This window comes from Fimbriimonadaceae bacterium (assembly GCA_019638795.1).
In the GTDB taxonomy this organism is placed as follows: Bacteria; Armatimonadota; Fimbriimonadia; order Fimbriimonadales; family Fimbriimonadaceae; genus JAHBTB01.
Map to the genome: position 1 here is coordinate 1 of JAHBTB010000003.1, position 14213 is coordinate 14213.

A 14213-nucleotide genomic window follows, 5' to 3' on the forward strand; every position below is an offset into this window, starting at 1 on the left:
CGAACCGGCTGTCGTCCGAAACATGGACGACCACGTACAGGTCGCCCGTGTGCCCGCCTCCCAGTCCGTCGTTACCCTGCCCCGAAGCCCGCAACGTCATCCCCGACTCCACCCCCGGGGGGACCGTGATCGACACTTCGGCGTCCGAAACTTCTGTCTTCCTGCCGTGACAGGTCTTGCAAGGGTCGCTGATCTTTTGGCCGGACCCTTGGCATGTGGGGCACGTGGTCTGCGTCCGCATGCTCCCCAGAAGCGTCTGGGCGACTCGGACGACGACGCCGGACCCGTTGCAGTTCGGACAGGTCGGCGGAGCCGAGCCGTCGGCCGTGCCGTTGCCGCCACAACTCCGGCACACTCGCTCGCGCTTGTACCGCAGGGTGCGCTCGACTCCCGTGAGGACTTCGCGGAGGGTGACGACCGTCTCGGCGCGCAGGTCGTCGCCATCACGATGTCCCGGACGACGGTTGCGTTGGTGGCCGCCCCCCGCCGCACCAAAGAACTGTTCGAAGATGTCGGCAAAGCCGCCGCCCGACATGAAGTCCGCCGCCGACCCTGCGCCGGGCTGGTCGTCGGTCACTCCGTAGTTGTCAAACCTGGCCCGTTTGTCGGCGTCCGAAAGGATGCTGTAGGCCTCGCTGACCTCTTTGAACTTCTCCTCCGCCCCGGGGTCGTCACGGTTGACGTCGGGGTGGTACTGACGGGCCAGCTTGCGGTAGGCAGTCCGAATCTGGTCCGAAGTGGCGTCACGGGGCACGCCCAGCACGGCGTACGGGTCAGTGACAGCCATACCGCGTCAGTCTTCTTTTTCCTCGTCGCCCTGCCCGGCTTCCTCTTGCTCGGCCAGGTCGTCCAGGCTCAAGTCGCCGTCCTCTTCGACGGCCTCTGGCTCAGCTTCGTCTTCATCCAGCAAGTCAACCAAGCTGGTCGCGCCGGCGTCGTCAGTTTCATCCTCGTCGTGCTCGTGCTCGTGCTCGTCGTCATCGTCACCGAACACGCCTCCGGCCTTAGCCAGCACCTCAGACTCGTCCTCGTCGATAGCGGGGAGTAGAAGCCCGATCTCGCCCAGGTCGAGTTTGTCCAGGGCCACCAGTTCGTCGTCCATCTCGACGGTGGCGTGGGCATCCGAACCGAGGATCGGCTTGATCTTGCCCGCCGCGATTTCGGCAAGGGCAATGCTCAAGGGATGGTTGGAATCAATCCGCACCAATGGGGGCGCACCCTCCTTGAGTTGCTTGGCACGCTTCGCCGCCAGGTTTGCCAGGACAAACTTGCCGTATTCCTGGTCGTTCAAGATGTCAGGCGAGGGAAAGATCTTCTCTTGGGCGGCCATGGGCAGTCTGACACTGTACCTTCTCACTGGCAAAGCCGGTAGGGCGGACCGGGAAAGTCCTACGCGTACGCGCGCATACTGCTCTTCGAACCCCGATGGCAGACCGTCCCGAGACCTTGATCCAGCACCTCGCCGAAGAGACGCACGACCGCCATGCCGTCGTCCCCCCGATCTATCAAACTTCCCTCTTTGTCTACGACGACGTCGAGACCTTCCGTAAATCGTTTCAGTCCGACGAGCCTGACCTGCACACGTACAGCCGCGTCAGTAACCCGACGCTGGACGTCGCCGAGAAGAAGATCGCCGCCCTCGAAGGTACCGACCGTTGCCGATTGTTCTCCAGCGGCATGGCAGCTATTTCGGCAGCCATAATGTCTTGCGTCCGAAGTGGGTCGCACGTGGTGTGCGTGGACACGGTGTACGGGCCGACCAGGATCTTTTTGACGGACTACCTGCCCCGGTTCGGCGTCACCGTCACCTTTGTCGACGGACGCGACCCGGCGGACTTTGAGAGGGCCACGACCGAGGCCACCACCCTCTACTACCTGGAGTCACCAAGCAGCGTGCTGTTCCGTCTCCAAGACCTCGCCGCCGTCGCCGCGATCGCAAAGGCCAGGGGGATATCGACGGTCTGCGACAACAGTTGGGCGTCGCCGGTCTACCAACAACCCGCCCGGCTAGGCATCGACATCGTCGTCCACAGCGCGACGAAGTACCTCGGCGGGCACAGTGACGTCGTCGCCGGGGCCCTTTGTACGGACTCCAAACGGTTCAACACGTTGCTTGACGCCGAGATCAGCTTGTTCGGCGGGACGTTGCCCCCCTTCCCTGCGTGGTTGGTGCTCCGGGGTCTTCGGACCCTGCCCGTCCGACTCAGGGCGGTCGGCGAAACCGCGACCACCGTCGCCAAATACCTCCAGACCAGGCCCGAGGTCGAAGAAGTCTTCTATGTCGGACTGCCCGACTACCCCCAGGCCGACCTGAGGGACAAGCAGCTCAACGGCGTGACCGGCCTGGTCACTTTCATGCCCGCCGCCCAAGACGAGGCTAAGGTCGTCGCCTTTGTCGAGAAGCTCCGCCTGTTCCAGATCGGGGTCAGTTGGGGCGGTCACGAGAGCCTGGCCGTCCCCCTTCAGCAACAACCTATGGACTGGCCCGAAAGCCGCTGGCTGGTCCGGTTGTATTGCGGACTCGAGCACCCCGACGACTTGATCGCCGACCTGGACAATGCCCTGGGATGTCTGGGCTAGAGCACGAGGCCTAACCTAGCCGTAAATCTTCTCGCTGTCCCACCCTTCGACCTGGGTGCGGAGGGCGCAGAGTTGGCCGACATGGTAGGCGTCGTGCAGCACAATGTACGAGGTGACCAGCTTGAGGGCTTCGTCGGTGCCCAGGGCAAACCCTTTGTCCAGGGCCCTCGCCCGGAGGGCCTTGTATTCGGCCATCTGACCATCAAAGTCCGTGGCGGTTGGTACGTAGGAACCCCATGCGTACTTCTCACCGGCGAGCGCGGTCTCTAGGGCGACGGCACACTCCGCAAGGTGGACGGGCAGCTCGCCCGGGCTGAACGCGTCGGGATAGAGCTTGGTGGCCCGGGCGGCGGCGGGCAAGTCGGCAAACGCACGGTCAAGTTGGGCTCCGACCGAATCGCATTGGGACCGGCAAAGTTCTTGGGCGTCCATGGGCCCAAAGTATAGTTCCGGGCCGGGAGGACCAGATGGACGGGCACGAACGGGAATGTGTTGACACCGACCTCCTGTTCCGCGCTTACTCCGCGGGCATCTTTCCCATGGGTTCCGAGGACAGCGACGAACTCGGCTGGTACCGACCCACCACCCGGTGCCTCTTCCCCATCGAGGGCATCCACGTCTCGAAGTCGCTGGCGCGGACGCTGCGGCAGGCCCGGTTCAAGGTGACCTTCGACCAAGCGTTCGGCCAGGTCGTCGTCAATTGCCGTCGCCCCCGCGACAACTGGATCACCGAACCGGTCGTCAGGCTGTACACCGACGCCCATGACGAGGGATGGGCGCATTCGTGCGAGGTGTGGGAAGGCGACACCCTCGTCGGCGGCACTTACGGGTTGGCCGTCGGCGGCTGCTTCTGCGCCGAGTCGATGTTCCACCGCCGTACGGACGCGAGCAAGGTCGCCCTGCACCACATGGTCACCCAGTGCAGAAACCTGGGGTTTGTGCTCTTCGACGCCCAGATACCTAACCCCCACCTGATGTCTCTCGGCGCGGTGACGATGGGCCAACGCGAGTACATGCGCCTTCTGCGGGACGTTCTTCGCGTCCAGACTCCGTGGAGCCGCTGCGAAGAATCCCGGTAATTCTTGCGAGACGCCCCGTATTTCCCTCCCCGAAGATTGCACTGTCTCCCAAGGACGGGGGCAAGCAGGAAGTGTGCAGGGATGGCGCGTAAGAATCTCAAAGTCGTCAGGCTGATCGAGCCGGATTTGTGCCTGGAGTGCCGCTTCGCCCATATGGCCCAGGTCGAAATGAAAGACGGGTCAGTCCAACGCATGGTCCACTGCCGCCGGCTGGACTGCGACAACTGGGACTACCAAAGCGCCGAAAGCGCAGTCAGTGTCGACGCAGAAGACGAAGCCGCCTGAGCGCTAGTGGGCCGCCCGGGCCGACTCCAGGGTGCCGTCCATGACGATCTCCAAACCATCGTCGGTCTGCCGGAACGTCCCACAGGGCCCGCCACCGTCGCTGACGTAAGGCTGGCGGCCGACGATCTCACCGTCAAACGAATAGACCGGGAAGTAGTACTGCGCGACCTTCTCGGCCCGGCCCTCGATGTAATGTCCGATCAGTGACCGTCTAAACCGGTCGGACGACAGGTTAGGCCCCGACCCGTGGACAATGGATCCGTTGAAGAAAAGGACATCCCCTGCCTTCATGAGCACCGGCTCGGGTCTCAACCCAGGCGGCAACGGGGTCTGGTCGATGGTGAAACTCGCCGTCGGGTCGGCCCGCTTGGGGCAAAGGATCGGCAACTCGTGGGTGCCGGGGACGACTTGGAGGCAACCGTTCTCGGTGTCGCAGTCATCCAGGGCCAGCCACGCCGCCGCACAGGTACCGGGTTCGGCCCGGAGATAGCTCTGGTCTTGGTGAAGCGCTTGCCCCTTTGCCCCGGGCGGCTTGAAGTACACCATCGTCTGCACGGCCAAGGGCGTCTCGCCGAGACAAGCGGTCAGCACATCGCGCAAGCGGCGGTCAAGCATGAACCGCATGCACTTCGCGTCGCCTCGGTGGGGCTGAAGAAGCCGTGGATACCGCCGCAACGGGTCGTCGGAAGTCAAGTCGACCCCTCCCTCCGCCCAGCCGTCTCCGCCACGCCCGTGCATAGCCGAAAAATGGTCACGAAACTCCTGCACTTCGCCAAAACCAAACAAATCCGGCACAAGAACATATCCTTTTGATGAAAATGTGCGAGAAACTTGATCTAAATCATAAGACATGGTTTATCCTCCCAATGAGCGCGGCAAACGACCCGTATGGGGTCGAGGGTGAAACTGTGGTTCCATCAGGCTCAGGATTTGCGGTCATAGAGGGTATCGCCGACCCCTTGGTCGACGGATTTTTGGCGGGGCGTTCTGCCAATAAGAAAGGATACAAGATCAGGCGCGATTCAGGTTCGAGCCAGTGGATATTTGTCCTTTCCGTTGCCGGCTGCGGCATGATCAACGAGGGCGGCGTCGTGACCCCCTTGCCCCGGGGCAAGGCGTTCCTCATTCCCCCCCACGTCCCCCACGAATACGGCGTCGCCAAGGATGAGCCCTTTTGGGACCAGTACTGGGCGCATATTGCCGACGGTCTACTGGATCCCATCACCATGGACTGGAGCGGCGCCACGCACAAGGCCAGCATATGCGAACTTCCTGCCGAGGAAGTGGCCCGGGCAGAATCGGACATGTCCGAATGTTATGAACTGACGCGGAGCCCAGCCGTAAACAACCACCAGTTTGCGACGGTGCTTTTGAACTCCGTCATTGCTCGCTGCAGACACCAAGCGACCCTCGAGCGAGGCAAGTCGGACCCGCGTGTCGAGACGGTCAAGTCCCTTGTCGCGGGCAGTTTGACGCAAGCGAACCGCGTCACCGACCTTGCCCGGGCCGTCAACATCTCCCCGAGCCGGCTGACCCAACTGTTCCACCAAGAAATGGGCATGACACCGCAAGACTATGTCGAGCGGGAGCGATTGGCCCGCGCGGCGCGGCTCCTTCTCCAATCGGACATGACTTTGGCCGAAGTCGCCCAGAACACGGGGTTCGCGAACGAGTTCTATTTCTCACGAAGATTCAAGCTCTACCATGGGGTCAGCCCCGGTAGGTTCCGAAAATCTCGCGGGGCGACCATACGGTAGGCCCCGCGCGCCGGGCGGGTATCCTCTCCGGCGCGAAAGCACAACACACGGCCCAGGTGCGCCTCTGGGTCCGACAACGGCGTCGGAGATTGGCGAACCACACCATGGGCCGGAGGCTCAACCCAGGAAACACATATGCCCCAACTCAGCATGAAAGAACTGCTTGAGGCTGGCGTCCACTTCGGACACCAGACCCGCAAGTGGAACCCCAAGATGAAGCGCTACATCTATGGCGCTCGCAACGGCATCTACATCGTCGACCTCCATCAGACGATCAAACTTTTCGAAGACGCGCTCAACTACGTCCAGCGCATCGTCCAGAACGGCGGCAGCGTCCTCTTCGTCGGCACCAAGAAGCAAGCCCAGTCGGCGATCAAGGAAGCGGCGACCCGCAGCGGCCAGTACTTTGTCACCGAACGATGGCTCGGCGGCATGCTCACCAACTGGGACACCATCCAACAGCGGATCGCCCGCCTGAAGGACCTCGACCGCATGGAGCAGGACGGCTACCTGGACCGGCTCCCCAAAAAGGAGCGGTTGAAGAGGCTTGAAGAGCGCGACAAACTCAGCCGCTACTTCGAGGGCATCCGGACCATGTCCACCGCTCCCGCCTGCATGTTCGTCGTCGACCTGAACAAGGAGTCGATCGCCGTCCTGGAGGCCAAGCGGCTGAACATTCCCATCGTCGCCATTGTCGACACGAACTGCGACCCCGACGTCGCCGACTACGTCATCCCCGGCAATGACGACGCCATCCGCTCGATCCGGCTCGTCGTCCAGAAATTCGCGGAGGCGATCCTTGAAGTCCGGCCGGTTGACGAGGCTCTGACCGAAGGGACGGTCACCGAAGGCACGAGCGAAGAAGAGGGCGAAGAAGAGGGCGCCGTGACGTTCGGCGAGGTCGAGCAGGAGTTCCTCCGGTCCTTCACCGAAAGCGAGTCGGCCAAGGCCGCCGAGGAAGCCCCGGCCCAGGACCAAGCCCCCGTGGTAGAAACCCCGGCGGAAACGGGAGCCGAGGCCCCGTCGAAGGACTGAGAGACAAGATGGCAATCAGCGCAGCAGACGTCAAGCGTCTTCGTGACGAGACCGACGCCCCGATGATGGACTGCAAGGCAGCCCTCGAGGAGTCCGGCGGCGATTTTGAGATGGCCCGGCAGATCCTTCGCGAGAAGGGCAAAGCCGCCGCCCAGAAGAAGGCCGGTCGCGCGACTGGCGAGGGCATCGCCAAGTACGTCGCCAGCGACGACGGAAAGTCCGTCGCCGGTGTGGTCGTCGAGTGCGAGACCGACTTCGTCGCCAAGAACGACGACTTCAAGACGATGGTCGACAAGCTGGCCCGTGGCTTCTTGGCCGCCGGGAAGGCAGGCGGCGACGTGGTGATCGACGGCAAGACGGCCGACGAGATCATTGTCGACGCCGTCAACATCATCCGTGAGAACATCCAGCTCCGCTATGCGGAGGTCTCGACCACGGACGGCGGCTTCGGTGTCTATAACCACCACACGGGCAAGACCGCGGCGGTGGTCGAACTGCACGGCGACTCGAAGAACCTCCAAGCCGTCGGCGAGCAGCTCGGCATCCAGGTCGTCGGCCTGTCACCGACCTTCCTCAAGAAGGAGGACGTGCCGCAGGACGTGATCGAGAAAGAGATCGAGATCCAGAAGAACCGGGCTGTCGAAGAAGGCAAGGACCCCAAGATGGCCGAGAACATCGCCAAGGGACGGGTCAACAAGGAGTTCTATCAGCACAGCGTCTTGATGGAGCAGGTCTTCTACGCCGACAACAAGAAGAACGTCAGCACCTACGTTGCCGAAGAGGCGAAGGCCGGCGGCGGCTCTCTCACCGTCGACAAGTTCGTCAAGATCGAAGTCGGACAGTTCGGCGGGGACGCCTAAGCCCGCCATGGCCAAAGCCAGCCTCACCTACGACCGGGTCGTCCTGAAGATCAGCGGCGAAGCGCTTGGCGGCAAGGCTGGCTTCGGCTTGGAGACCGACACCTTGGACTACATCGCGGGCGAAGTCCGCGCCGTCCACCAACTGGGCGTCCAGGTCGCCATCGTCGTGGGTGGGGGCAACTTCATCCGCGGCTCGGCCTTTAGCGAGCGGGGCGGCGTCGACCGGACGGTCGCCGACCAGATGGGCATGCTCGGCACCCTCATGAACGGCCTGGCCCTCCAGAGTTCGCTCGAAGCGGCCGGTGTCCCCTGCCGGGTCCAGAGCGCCATCGCCATCCCTGAGGTCGCCGAATCCTTCATCCGCCGCCGGGCGATCCGGCACATGGAGAAAGGGCGGGCCGTCGTCTTTGCCGGCGGCACGGGCAACCCTTACTTCACCACCGACACCGCCAGCGTCCTCCGCGCCCTGGAAGTCGACGCCAAAGCCGTCCTGAAGGCGACCAAAGTCGACGGCGTCTATGACAAAGACCCCAAGAAGCACGCCGACGCCGTGAAGTATGAACGGCTGACCTTCGGCGAGGCGATCAGCAAGCGGCTCAAGGTCATGGACGAGACCGCTTTCACCATGTGCCGCGAGCACAATCTGCCCGTCATCGTGCTCGACATGATGCGGCCGGGCGGCATGGCCCTGGCCGTGCAAGGTAAGACCGACGGGACCCTCGTCGAAGGAGAATGATCCGTGAACGAAATCCTGCAAGAAGCCGAACGCAAGATGAAACACGCCGTCGAAGCGACGGTCCATGATTTTCAGCGCATCCGAACCGGCCGCGCGAACCCGATGATGCTGGAGAAGGTGATGGTCGAGTACTACGGGGCGGAGACGCCCGTGAACCAAATCGCGAACATCTCAGTCCCCGAACCACGGGTCCTCATGCTGACGCCGTGGGAAAAGAACATGATCGGCCCGATCGAAAAGGCGATCTTGAAGAGCGACCTAGGCATCACGCCCAACAACGACGGCGTGAACATCCGACTGACCTTCCCCCAGATGACCGAGGACAGGCGCAAAGACCTCATCAAGCAGGTCAACCACCGCACCGAAGAAGGGTGTGTCGCGATCCGCAACGTCCGCCACCACGCCCTCGACCAAGGCAAAGCGAAGCTGAAGACGAAGGAGCTCAGCGAGGACGACATCAAGAGCCTGGAGAAGAAGATCCAGGACTTGACCGACAAGTACATCGCCGAGACTCACACCCACCAAAAGGCCAAAGACGCCGAATTGATGGAGATTTGACGCCCATCACCGGGCATGTCGCCCCGAAAGGTGGTGGAGAGATGAACGCGGTCCAACGTCGTGCCCAGCAGGCCGGGATCAGCCTGGACAGCCTGCCCGTGCACGTCGCCGTCATCATGGACGGCAATGGACGGTATGCCACCAGCAAGGGGTTCATGCGCCTGTGGGGCCACCGCGAGGGCTACAAGACCCTCAAGAAAATCCTCCTCCTGTCGGCGGAACTCGGCATCGGCCACTTGACCGTGTACGGTTTCTCGGCCGAGAACTGGCGTCGTCCAGAGCAGGAAGTCAGTGGGCTCATGTCTCTGATTGAAGAGGCCGCCCGGCGCGAGCTTCGTGACCTGGTCTCCAACAACGTCCGGGCCAGGGTCATCGGCCGACGTCACGAACTACCGGCCTCCCTTCAAGAGGCGTTTGACGAACTCGAGTCGTCCACGCGAGACAACACCGGGATCGTTTTCACCTTGGCGATCAATTATGGGGGCCGGGCCGAGATCGTCGACGCGGCCCGCCGGCTACTCGCCGCCGGCGCCGACCCCGACGCCTTGGACGAAGAGACCTTCCACAGGAACCTCTATGACCCCAGCGTGCCCGACCCCGACCTGATGGTGCGGACGGCCGGCGAACTGCGCGTGAGCAACTTCATGATCTGGCAGGCGGCCTATGCCGAGCTTCATGTGACCGACGTGACCTGGCCCGAGTTCGGCGAGGCCGAACTCTTTGAGGCCGTCCGGCATTTCCAGAAACGTGTCAGGAAGTTCGGCGGTCTAGCAGGTCAAGCCTGACCGCGGTAACCTCGACACGGAGCCATACGGAAATGATCACTGCTTTCATCGCCGCCGCGGCAATGCTCGTCGTTGACGACAAGCCCATGACCTGTCCTGTGATGTCGGGCAATCCCGCCAAGGCCGGCGGCCCAGCCGTCGAGTGGCAAGGCATCAAGTTCACGATGTGTTGCGGCGGATGCGACGCCAGCTTCTCGAAGGACCCGGCCAAGTACCTGAAGACCGCCGCAGAAAAGGGCACCGTGGTCGGCGCCAGCCTCTTCGACCCGGTCACCGGGATGCGGGTCAATGAACCGAAGATCACGTCGGACTACAAAGGCGTCCGCTACGCTTTTGCTAACGACACCGACAAAGCCGAGTTCGCGAAAGACCCCGCCAAGTACACGAAGATGCCCGAGAAGGTCGTCATGACCTGCCCCGTCAGCGGCGAGGCCGTTTCGTCCTATGGTGCGGCCGGCGGATACGTGGATTACAAGGGCGTCCGCTACTTTGCCTGCTGCATGGACTGCATGCTGTCGTTGCACAAGGACATTGCCACGTTGAGCAAGAAGTTCGAGAGCAAGGCAGTCAAGCCGATGGCCATGGCCTCGAAGGGCGACAAGTCGCACGGCCACGGCGGCTGAGCCCCAGCGCTTCCCCACCTCCCCACCCCGGGCCAGTCGGCCTGGGGTGTTCGCGTTTTCGGGTCACAGCGACCCTAGTGCGGTGAAAAACTCCGCCAACGAGGCGTCGACCGGACGCATCGGCCCGACACCAAGGGCGGCGACTTTCGTGGTGTCCAAGACCGAGTAGGCGGGACGACGGGCCGGGGTCGGCCAGTCAGAAGTCTTGATCGGCTCGATCTCGACGGGACGGTCGATGCCGTTGGCCAGTTTGTAAGCCTCAACCGACCGCACCGCGAAATCGTGCCAGGTCATCTCCTCGGGGCCGACGGTGTGATACACGCCGCCCGACGGCTGGATCGAGACCAGGTCACAGAGGGTGCGCGCGAGGTCGATCGTGCAGGTCGGACTGCCGCGTTGGTCGGCGACGACGCGCAGCGGCTTGCCCGAGGCCCAGGCGGCGGCCATCGTGCGCGGGAAGCTCTTGCCGTTCGGGCCATAGAGCCAGGCGGTGCGGCAGACCAACGCGTCGGGGTTTTCCTTGAGCACGAGCCGCTCGCCCAGCAGTTTGGAACTCCCGTAGGCCGACTGCGGGTTGGTCGGGTCGTCCTCCCGGTACGGACGCGATCCGGTGCCGTCGAACACAAAATCGGTCGAGATGTGGACCATCCGCCATTTGATGTCTTTGAACAGAGAGGCCAGCATGCCCGGCACAATGCCGTTCAACCTCTGGGCCAGGGCGGTCTCTTCCTCGGCCTTGTCCACCGCCGTGTAGGCGGCACAGTTGAACACCCAGTCGAACTCGCCCCAGTCACGGTCTTTGAGCTTCTGGACCTGCGCGGGGACAGTCAAGTCGATGTCGGCTTGGTCGAGCCCGACCACGTCCCAGGCGCACCGACGGCACTCGGCGACCAAGTCGGTGCCGAGCATGCCGCGCGCGCCGAGGACAAGGCTACGCAACGGCGTCGTCGCCCCGACTGATCTCCACGACCTCGCGGGCGTATTCGCTGGTCGAAGCCTTGCCGCCCAGGTCGACGGTCAGACAATGTCCGTCGGAACACACGCGCAAGACCGAGTTTGTGATCCGGTCCGCTTGGTCGTGGTGGCCCAGGTGCCGCAGCATCATGACCGCGCTCAGAAGCAAGGCCGTCGGGTTGGCGACGCCCTTCCCGGCGATGTCTGGTGCTGACCCGTGCACTGCCTCGAAGACCGCGCATTCGTAACCGATGTTGGCCCCCGGCGCCAGTCCCAGGCCACCCACGAGACCCGCGCACAGGTCACTGATGATGTCGCCGTAAAGGTTTTCCGTGACGAGCACGTCGAACTGTTCAGGCTTGGTGACCAACTGCATGCAACAGTTGTCGACGATGATGTCGTCGGCCTTGATGTCGGGGTTCTTCTCCGCCGCCTTATAGAACTCCTCAAGGAAAAGGCCGTCGGACAGCTTCATGATGTTGGCCTTGTGCACGACGGTGACCCGTTTTCGACCCTGGGCGCGGGCCATCTTGAAGGTGTATTCGAAGAGCCTCGCACTCCCCTGGCGCGTGATCACCTTGATCGACTGGGCGACGTCGGGATGGGGTTTGTATTCGATCCCGGCGTACAGGTCTTCGGTGTTCTCCCGCACGATGATAAGGTCAAGCTTCTTGTCGGCGAACGGCCCCTGCACCCCCGGGAGCGACTTGGCCGGGCGGACGTTGGCAAAGAGGTCGAGGGCCTTGCGCAGGGCCACGTTGGCGCTCGTGTGTCCGCCCCCACTGGGCGTGGTCGTCGGGCCTTTCAAGGCGACCTTGATGTCGCGGATCGCCTCGATGGTCTCCGGCGGCATCGCCGACTTACCCTTCTCGATCGCGCCGAGGCCGGCCTCAAGATAGACCCACTCCGCTTCAAAGCCGGTCGCCTCGAGAATGTCGATGGTGGCTTGGGTGATCTCGGGGCCGATGCCGTCTCCGGGAATGACCGCGACGCGCTGCTTGCTCATGTGTTACAGATTTTGGCATTTATGCGGGACAAGCCCAGTGTCGAAGGCGCCTATCCTCGGGCTATTGCCTGAACCTGTGTTGGTCTGGCCCTTGGACATGGAACTCGTCCCTTGCCGGGCGGTGCCCCGACCAGAAGTGGCAAGCAATGAAGCGGTTCCTCTCCCTCTCGTTCCTCGTCGTGGCCATGGGCTCCATGGCCCTGGCCCAACAGGGTCACCGTGACCACGGCAAGAGCCACGCCCACAACCCGTCGGCGGCGCGGGTCGACGATGGCGACATCGAGGCGACGAACCGTGGGGGCAAGAAGTCGACGGGGGCGCCTTGTGTCATGAGCCGGAAAGGCGAAGCGGCTCCGTTCGCCGGCAACTCGTCCTACCGCTCGGGAACATCGAAGTACGACAACGGCATCCACCGCGGCCACTTCAGGTTCCACGGCTATGCACTCGACTTCGACGGCACTTGCGCCCCGTCACCGTGGTATGGCTACGCCCATATGCCGGCCTATGTCGAGACGGACCACCTTCGCGTCTCCCATGACCCCCTCTTTGACTTCGGGGCAGGGAGCAGTCACCGCTACCGACCCCACCACTTTCCCAAGTTCGACGCGGGGAGGCTCGACTGTGCGGCCGACCGGATCAGCGAGGCGTTCCGTGGCTATGACTTCGACCGTATGGCCTGGTTGGTCGACTCCGACAGTTTGGTGCAAGTCCAAGTCGGCGACGCAGACCACTACGACATGCGCGGTGCAGACTTCAAGGACCTGATGCGCGACCTCCTCGACGAGACGAGCACCTCTTCTTACCGGGTGAAAAGCACCCGGTCGTGGAACGGCGGGGCCAGCGTGACGGTGGAGCATAGCTTCGTCGACCCCTGGGGCCAGCGCAAGACGTCGGTCCACCGCTACGGGCTGAAAATGACCGACCTCGGTTATCGGCTCGCTTCGTTCCGCGCCGACTCGCGGTAGCGGAGTGCCCGTCAGCCGCCCGAGGGCCTGTTGAAGCTGGCCCCGGGCCTGAGCATCCCGTCCAAAACCCAGACGGGGCCGGTGACGACACGCTTGCGCCAGCCTGCCTGCGAGTCCGCAATCCATAGCGAGTTGGTCCACAGTTGCTTTGACGCGACCGGGGACAGCTCGCGACCGTCCGTCCATGCGAAGGTCGTCCGAGAGGGCCAATAGTCAGCGTTGGACGCGTTCTCGAAAACCGAAGCTGACTTGCCGGTGAGCAGGTCGACACGGACCAACCCGAAGTGGCTCCCCGTGGTGCTGTCGTGGGAAAAGGTAAGGACGAACGCGGTCTTGCCGTCCTTCGCGGTCATCAGCTGGGCGAGGCGGTCTTCATCGCTGGACCAAACCGTCGAGATGCCATCGGGGCTGACCGCCTTCACACTCGCGCCGTCGTCCGTCTGCCGCGCGACCAAGGTGTAGTCCCCGGCCCCCTTGAACTCCCACTCACCGTTGTCGGCGAATGTCGGGAGCAGTCGGTTGACCGGTGCGACCGGCGCCGGCCCTCGGCTGACCTTGCCGTCCGCCCCCACGTAGACCGTGCCGTTGTCGCTCGTCAAGGCGGCAGTCCCCGGGGCGACCGTCATCCACTTCCGCTCGCCGACGTCACCGCTGGTCAGCGTCCGCAGCTTTTTGGCCTTGGTTCCCAGCGTCGCCGTCCACAGGGTCGGCTGGTCGCCATTGGCGTCTTCGATCCAAACCAGCCGGTTGCTCCCTGCCCACATGACTTGGCTCGCGTTGCGGGTGCTCGTGCTGACAACTTTCCGACCACCACCCGACTCGTCGCAAACATACACGCGGAACCAAGACTTGGCCGCACCTGCAGCATAGTAGCGCGCACAGTAAGCAAGGGCGACCGGTTTGGCGGCCAAAACCAAAGCAAGGGAGGCGATCATCTGGCCATTGAGCGTACCGCCCGGCCCATACCCATATCTAGCGGCACAAGATTTG

The 14213-nt window shown here is 63.2% G+C and carries 18 protein-coding genes; 11 read left to right on the plus strand and 7 right to left on the minus strand.

Annotation, left to right across the window (positions count from 1 at the left end; genetic code table 11):
- A partial coding sequence (locus tag KF857_04975) for a J domain-containing protein (protein ID MBX3111343.1) occupies positions 1-787 on the minus strand: 787 nt, incomplete at its 3' end.
- A gap of 6 nt (positions 788-793) precedes the next feature.
- Complete coding sequence (gene rpoZ, locus KF857_04980) at positions 794-1330, minus strand: DNA-directed RNA polymerase subunit omega (protein MBX3111344.1); 537 nt, start codon at positions 1328-1330, stop codon at positions 794-796.
- Between the two features lie 95 nt (positions 1331-1425).
- Between rpoZ and KF857_04985 the strand changes: the two genes are divergently transcribed.
- A complete protein-coding gene (locus tag KF857_04985) occupies positions 1426-2580 on the plus strand; it encodes an aminotransferase class I/II-fold pyridoxal phosphate-dependent enzyme (GenBank protein ID MBX3111345.1) in 1155 nt (384 codons plus the stop codon).
- Between the two features lie 15 nt (positions 2581-2595).
- On the opposite strand, the gene KF857_04990 is transcribed toward KF857_04985, so the two are convergent.
- Positions 2596-3012: a hypothetical protein gene (locus KF857_04990; GenBank protein MBX3111346.1), complete on the minus strand. Its 417-nt coding sequence runs from the start codon at positions 3010-3012 to the stop codon at positions 2596-2598.
- Positions 3013-3047: 35 nt separating this feature from the next.
- Between KF857_04990 and aat the strand changes: the two genes are divergently transcribed.
- Both aat and KF857_05000 read left to right on the plus strand, forming a co-directional pair.
- Positions 3048-3659: a leucyl/phenylalanyl-tRNA--protein transferase gene (gene aat, locus KF857_04995; protein MBX3111347.1), complete on the plus strand. Its 612-nt coding sequence runs from the start codon at positions 3048-3050 to the stop codon at positions 3657-3659.
- Positions 3660-3740: 81 nt separating this feature from the next.
- Complete coding sequence (locus KF857_05000) at positions 3741-3944, plus strand: hypothetical protein (protein ID MBX3111348.1); 204 nt, start codon at positions 3741-3743, stop codon at positions 3942-3944.
- Between the two features lie 3 nt (positions 3945-3947).
- On the opposite strand, the gene KF857_05005 is transcribed toward KF857_05000, so the two are convergent.
- Positions 3948-4739, minus strand: coding sequence for a phytanoyl-CoA dioxygenase family protein (locus KF857_05005; GenBank protein MBX3111349.1), 792 nt, complete (start codon positions 4737-4739; stop codon positions 3948-3950).
- Between the two features lie 275 nt (positions 4740-5014).
- On the opposite strand from KF857_05005, the gene KF857_05010 reads away from it, so the two are divergent.
- The 7 genes from KF857_05010 (at position 5015) to KF857_05040 (ending at position 10298) form a co-directional block, all read left to right on the plus strand.
- Positions 5015-5701, plus strand: coding sequence for a helix-turn-helix domain-containing protein (locus tag KF857_05010; protein MBX3111350.1), 687 nt, complete (start codon positions 5015-5017; stop codon positions 5699-5701).
- Positions 5702-5836: 135 nt separating this feature from the next.
- Positions 5837-6736: a 30S ribosomal protein S2 gene (gene rpsB, locus KF857_05015; protein MBX3111351.1), complete on the plus strand. Its 900-nt coding sequence runs from the start codon at positions 5837-5839 to the stop codon at positions 6734-6736.
- 8 nt (positions 6737-6744) lie between these two features.
- Positions 6745-7596 (plus strand): translation elongation factor Ts, encoded by an 852-nt coding sequence (gene tsf, locus KF857_05020; protein MBX3111352.1) that lies wholly within the window; start codon positions 6745-6747, stop codon positions 7594-7596.
- A 7-nt stretch (positions 7597-7603) separates the two neighbouring features.
- A complete protein-coding gene (gene pyrH, locus KF857_05025) occupies positions 7604-8332 on the plus strand; it encodes a UMP kinase (GenBank protein MBX3111353.1) in 729 nt (242 codons plus the stop codon).
- Positions 8333-8335: 3 nt separating this feature from the next.
- On the plus strand, positions 8336-8890 hold the full coding sequence (gene frr / locus KF857_05030; protein MBX3111354.1) for a ribosome recycling factor: 555 nt from the start codon (positions 8336-8338) through the stop codon (positions 8888-8890).
- Positions 8891-8931: 41 nt separating this feature from the next.
- The gene (gene uppS, locus KF857_05035) at positions 8932-9675 is read left to right on the plus strand and encodes a di-trans,poly-cis-decaprenylcistransferase (protein MBX3111355.1); all 744 of its coding nucleotides are present in this window, start codon (positions 8932-8934) and stop codon (positions 9673-9675) included.
- 32 nt (positions 9676-9707) lie between these two features.
- Entirely contained in the window at positions 9708-10298 is a 591-nt protein-coding gene (locus tag KF857_05040) for a hypothetical protein (protein ID MBX3111356.1), read from the plus strand.
- A 63-nt stretch (positions 10299-10361) separates the two neighbouring features.
- On the opposite strand, the gene rfbD is transcribed toward KF857_05040, so the two are convergent.
- Together rfbD and KF857_05050 are read right to left on the minus strand one after the other, a co-directional pair.
- Complete coding sequence (gene rfbD / locus KF857_05045) at positions 10362-11237, minus strand: dTDP-4-dehydrorhamnose reductase (GenBank protein MBX3111357.1); 876 nt, start codon at positions 11235-11237, stop codon at positions 10362-10364.
- Entirely contained in the window at positions 11230-12258 is a 1029-nt protein-coding gene (locus KF857_05050) for an isocitrate/isopropylmalate dehydrogenase family protein (GenBank protein MBX3111358.1), read from the minus strand. The genes rfbD and KF857_05050 overlap by 8 nt, the downstream gene beginning before the upstream one ends.
- 146 nt (positions 12259-12404) lie before the next feature.
- On the opposite strand from KF857_05050, the gene KF857_05055 reads away from it, so the two are divergent.
- On the plus strand, positions 12405-13223 hold the full coding sequence (locus KF857_05055; protein MBX3111359.1) for a hypothetical protein: 819 nt from the start codon (positions 12405-12407) through the stop codon (positions 13221-13223).
- An 11-nt stretch (positions 13224-13234) separates the two neighbouring features.
- Here KF857_05055 and KF857_05060 read toward each other — a convergent pair whose 3' ends face one another.
- On the minus strand, positions 13235-14158 hold the full coding sequence (locus tag KF857_05060) for a hypothetical protein (GenBank protein ID MBX3111360.1): 924 nt from the start codon (positions 14156-14158) through the stop codon (positions 13235-13237).
- Positions 14159-14213: the final 55 nt, after the last annotated feature.

Coding starts and splice junctions, on each gene's coding strand:
- rpoZ (MBX3111344.1), bottom strand. CDS start 1,330: ATGGCCGCCCAAGAGAAGATCTTTCCCTCGCCTGACATCTTGAACGAC.
- KF857_04985 (MBX3111345.1), top strand. CDS start 1,426: ATGGCAGACCGTCCCGAGACCTTGATCCAGCACCTCGCCGAAGAGACG.
- KF857_04990 (MBX3111346.1), bottom strand. CDS start 3,012: ATGGACGCCCAAGAACTTTGCCGGTCCCAATGCGATTCGGTCGGAGCC.
- aat (MBX3111347.1), top strand. CDS start 3,048: ATGGACGGGCACGAACGGGAATGTGTTGACACCGACCTCCTGTTCCGC.
- KF857_05000 (MBX3111348.1), top strand. CDS start 3,741: ATGGCGCGTAAGAATCTCAAAGTCGTCAGGCTGATCGAGCCGGATTTG.
- KF857_05010 (MBX3111350.1), top strand. CDS start 5,015: ATGATCAACGAGGGCGGCGTCGTGACCCCCTTGCCCCGGGGCAAGGCG.
- rpsB (MBX3111351.1), top strand. CDS start 5,837: ATGCCCCAACTCAGCATGAAAGAACTGCTTGAGGCTGGCGTCCACTTC.
- tsf (MBX3111352.1), top strand. CDS start 6,745: ATGGCAATCAGCGCAGCAGACGTCAAGCGTCTTCGTGACGAGACCGAC.
- pyrH (MBX3111353.1), top strand. CDS start 7,604: ATGGCCAAAGCCAGCCTCACCTACGACCGGGTCGTCCTGAAGATCAGC.
- uppS (MBX3111355.1), top strand. CDS start 8,932: ATGAACGCGGTCCAACGTCGTGCCCAGCAGGCCGGGATCAGCCTGGAC.
- KF857_05040 (MBX3111356.1), top strand. CDS start 9,708: ATGATCACTGCTTTCATCGCCGCCGCGGCAATGCTCGTCGTTGACGAC.
- KF857_05050 (MBX3111358.1), bottom strand. CDS start 12,258: ATGAGCAAGCAGCGCGTCGCGGTCATTCCCGGAGACGGCATCGGCCCC.
- KF857_05055 (MBX3111359.1), top strand. CDS start 12,405: ATGAAGCGGTTCCTCTCCCTCTCGTTCCTCGTCGTGGCCATGGGCTCC.
- KF857_05060 (MBX3111360.1), bottom strand. CDS start 14,158: ATGATCGCCTCCCTTGCTTTGGTTTTGGCCGCCAAACCGGTCGCCCTT.